This window comes from Patulibacter medicamentivorans (assembly GCF_000240225.1).
Lineage (GTDB): Bacteria > Actinomycetota > Thermoleophilia > Solirubrobacterales > Solirubrobacteraceae > Patulibacter > Patulibacter medicamentivorans.
In genome coordinates this window covers 1-2,176 of the sequence record NZ_AGUD01000169.1, presented here as the reverse complement: position 1 = coordinate 2,176, position 2,176 = coordinate 1, and the positions used below count along the sequence as shown (strand labels likewise).

The following is a 2,176-nucleotide window of genomic DNA, read 5'->3' as shown; positions in this document are numbered from 1 at the left end:
GCTCCGGCGACGGGGTCGACGCCGACCGCGACCGGGCCGCCGAGGCGACCGCCGCCGGCCTGGCGGCGCGGGTCGCCGACCTCGAGGCGCAGCTGGAGGCTCGCGGCCGGTCGCTGGAGGAGCTGACCGACCGCGTCGAGGCCAGCGAGGCCGAGCGCGAGCGGCTGCTGGCCAGCGCCCGCCGGCTGCGACGCCAGGCGCTCGAGGCCGGGGCGCCCGACGTCGACCTGGTCGATCCCGAGGACGCCGCGCCGCTGCGGATCGACGACCTGCCGGAGGTCCGCAGCGTGCTCGAGGCGGTCGAGCTGGCCGCCGCCCACGCCGAGCACCTGGTCTACAGCGAGCGCGCCTTCGAGACCGCTCGCACCGCCCCCTACGACGAGCCGCGCAAGCTGCTGCGGGACCTGGTCGCGCTGGACCGGGTGGCGGGCGCCTGGAACGTCGCCGGCGGGATCGGCCGGCCGATCCGCGACGTCGCCCTGCAGCAGCAGCTGGAGTGGGCCGACGACGTCAGCGTCACCGCGCGGGCGCAGAACGCGCGCGAGTACGCGTTCTCCCACGACGGCCGCCCGCTGTGGGCCGGCCCCCACGTGCGGGTCGCGACCGGCCGCGGGATGCGCCGCACCTGCCGGGTCTACCTGGCGCTGGTCAAGGGCGACGAGCCGGACCTGGCCGGGCTGCCGCGCGGGATCTACGTCGGGCCGGTCGGCAAGCACCTGAGCGACTCCACGACCGGCTGAGCGGCGGCGCCGGCGACCGGTTTCGGGCCGCCGCCGTAAGTCGAGGACCGATGACGCGTTGCAGAGGTGACCTAGGTCACGACAGATGCGCGCATCGCAGCTACCATCCTCGCGGTGTCACGGGTCGACATCATCGGGGTCTCACGGGGTAGGGAGTCGAGGCTGGCTCGCGCTGCCGCGGCGGGCGACGGCCAGGCCTTCGCCCAGCTCTACGACGCCTACGAACGGCGGATCTACAACTTCTGCCTGCGGATCGTGGGCCGGCCAGAGGACGCCGCCGACGCGACCCAGGACGCCTTCGTCAAGGTCCTGCAGCGGCTGCCGAAGCTCGAGGACCGCGAGTTGGACTTCGGCGCCTACCTGTACACGTCGGCCCGCCACGCGAGCTACGACGTGATCAGCCGTCGCAAGCGGGCCGACCCGGTCGACCAGATCCCCGAGCACGGCGCCAAGCCGGTGGTCGGCGACGACCTGGCCCCGCTCGACGAGGATCCCGAGCGCGCGGCGCTGCTCGACGCGCAGCGGGACGCGGTCCAGGCGGCCAACGCCCGCCTGCCGGAGCGCCAGCGCGAGGTCCTGGCGCTGCGCGAGCTGGACGACCTGAGCTACGACGAGATCGCCGAGATCATGGCGATGAACCGCAACTCGGTCGCGCAGCTGATCTCGCGGGCGCGGATCAAGCTGCGGGACGAGCTGCGCCAGGGGGCGCTGGGCTCGGTCGCCGTCGCGACGGCCGAGTGCGAGCGCGCGCTGCCGCTGCTCGCCAGCCGCCAGGACGGCCAGCAGAGCGAGGGCGTCGACGTCGCGTGGCTCGACCAGCACCTGGCCGGGTGCCCATCCTGTCGCACGGCCCAGGGCGCGATGGAGGAGGCCGGGGTCTCGTACCGCGCCTGGGCGCCGGTGGTGCCGATGGTCTGGCTGTGGCACGAGACGCGGGCCAAGGCCGCCAGCGCGGTCGGAGCGGACTGGTCGGCGATCGAGCGGCCGCTGACGGGCGCCCTGTCGGGCTCGGCCGGCGGGGCCGCCGTCGTCGCCGGGGTGACCGCCAGCAGCTCGGCGACCGGGGCAGACGCCGCGGGGACGGCCGCGGGCGAGGCCGCCGCGCATCACCGGGCGTCGGTCCTCGTCGGGAAGACCCTGATCGCGGGCGCGCTGCTGGCGCTGGCGCTGCCGCTGCCGGTGCGCGAGGCCACGTGGTCGCCGTCGACGACGTTCGTCAGCCAGGCGTCGGCGCAGCCGATCGCCGGGACCGTGCCGGGCGAGCCCGCCGGCGACGGCCCGGCCCAGGAGCACCGTGGGCGCCGTCGCCCGAAGCAGCAGCGGCCGACCGGCTTCGGCCTGCCGGCGCTGCCCGGGGCGACGACGACGCTGCCGGCGCCCGCCGCGCCGACGACGACGCTCGTCAGCGTCCGGCCGACCGCGGGGTCGTCGTCCGG

General features: G+C 76.2%; 2 protein-coding genes. Both read left to right on the top strand.

The genetic code is table 11. The features are described 5' to 3' along the window. A partial coding sequence (locus PAI11_RS27120; RefSeq protein ID WP_040599890.1) for a hypothetical protein occupies positions 1 to 740 on the top strand: 740 nt, incomplete at its 5' end. 114 nt (positions 741 to 854) lie between these two features. Next, the coding region (locus PAI11_RS24265; protein ID WP_050897210.1) for a sigma-70 family RNA polymerase sigma factor at positions 855 to 2,176 on the top strand (1,322 nt) is incomplete at its 3' end.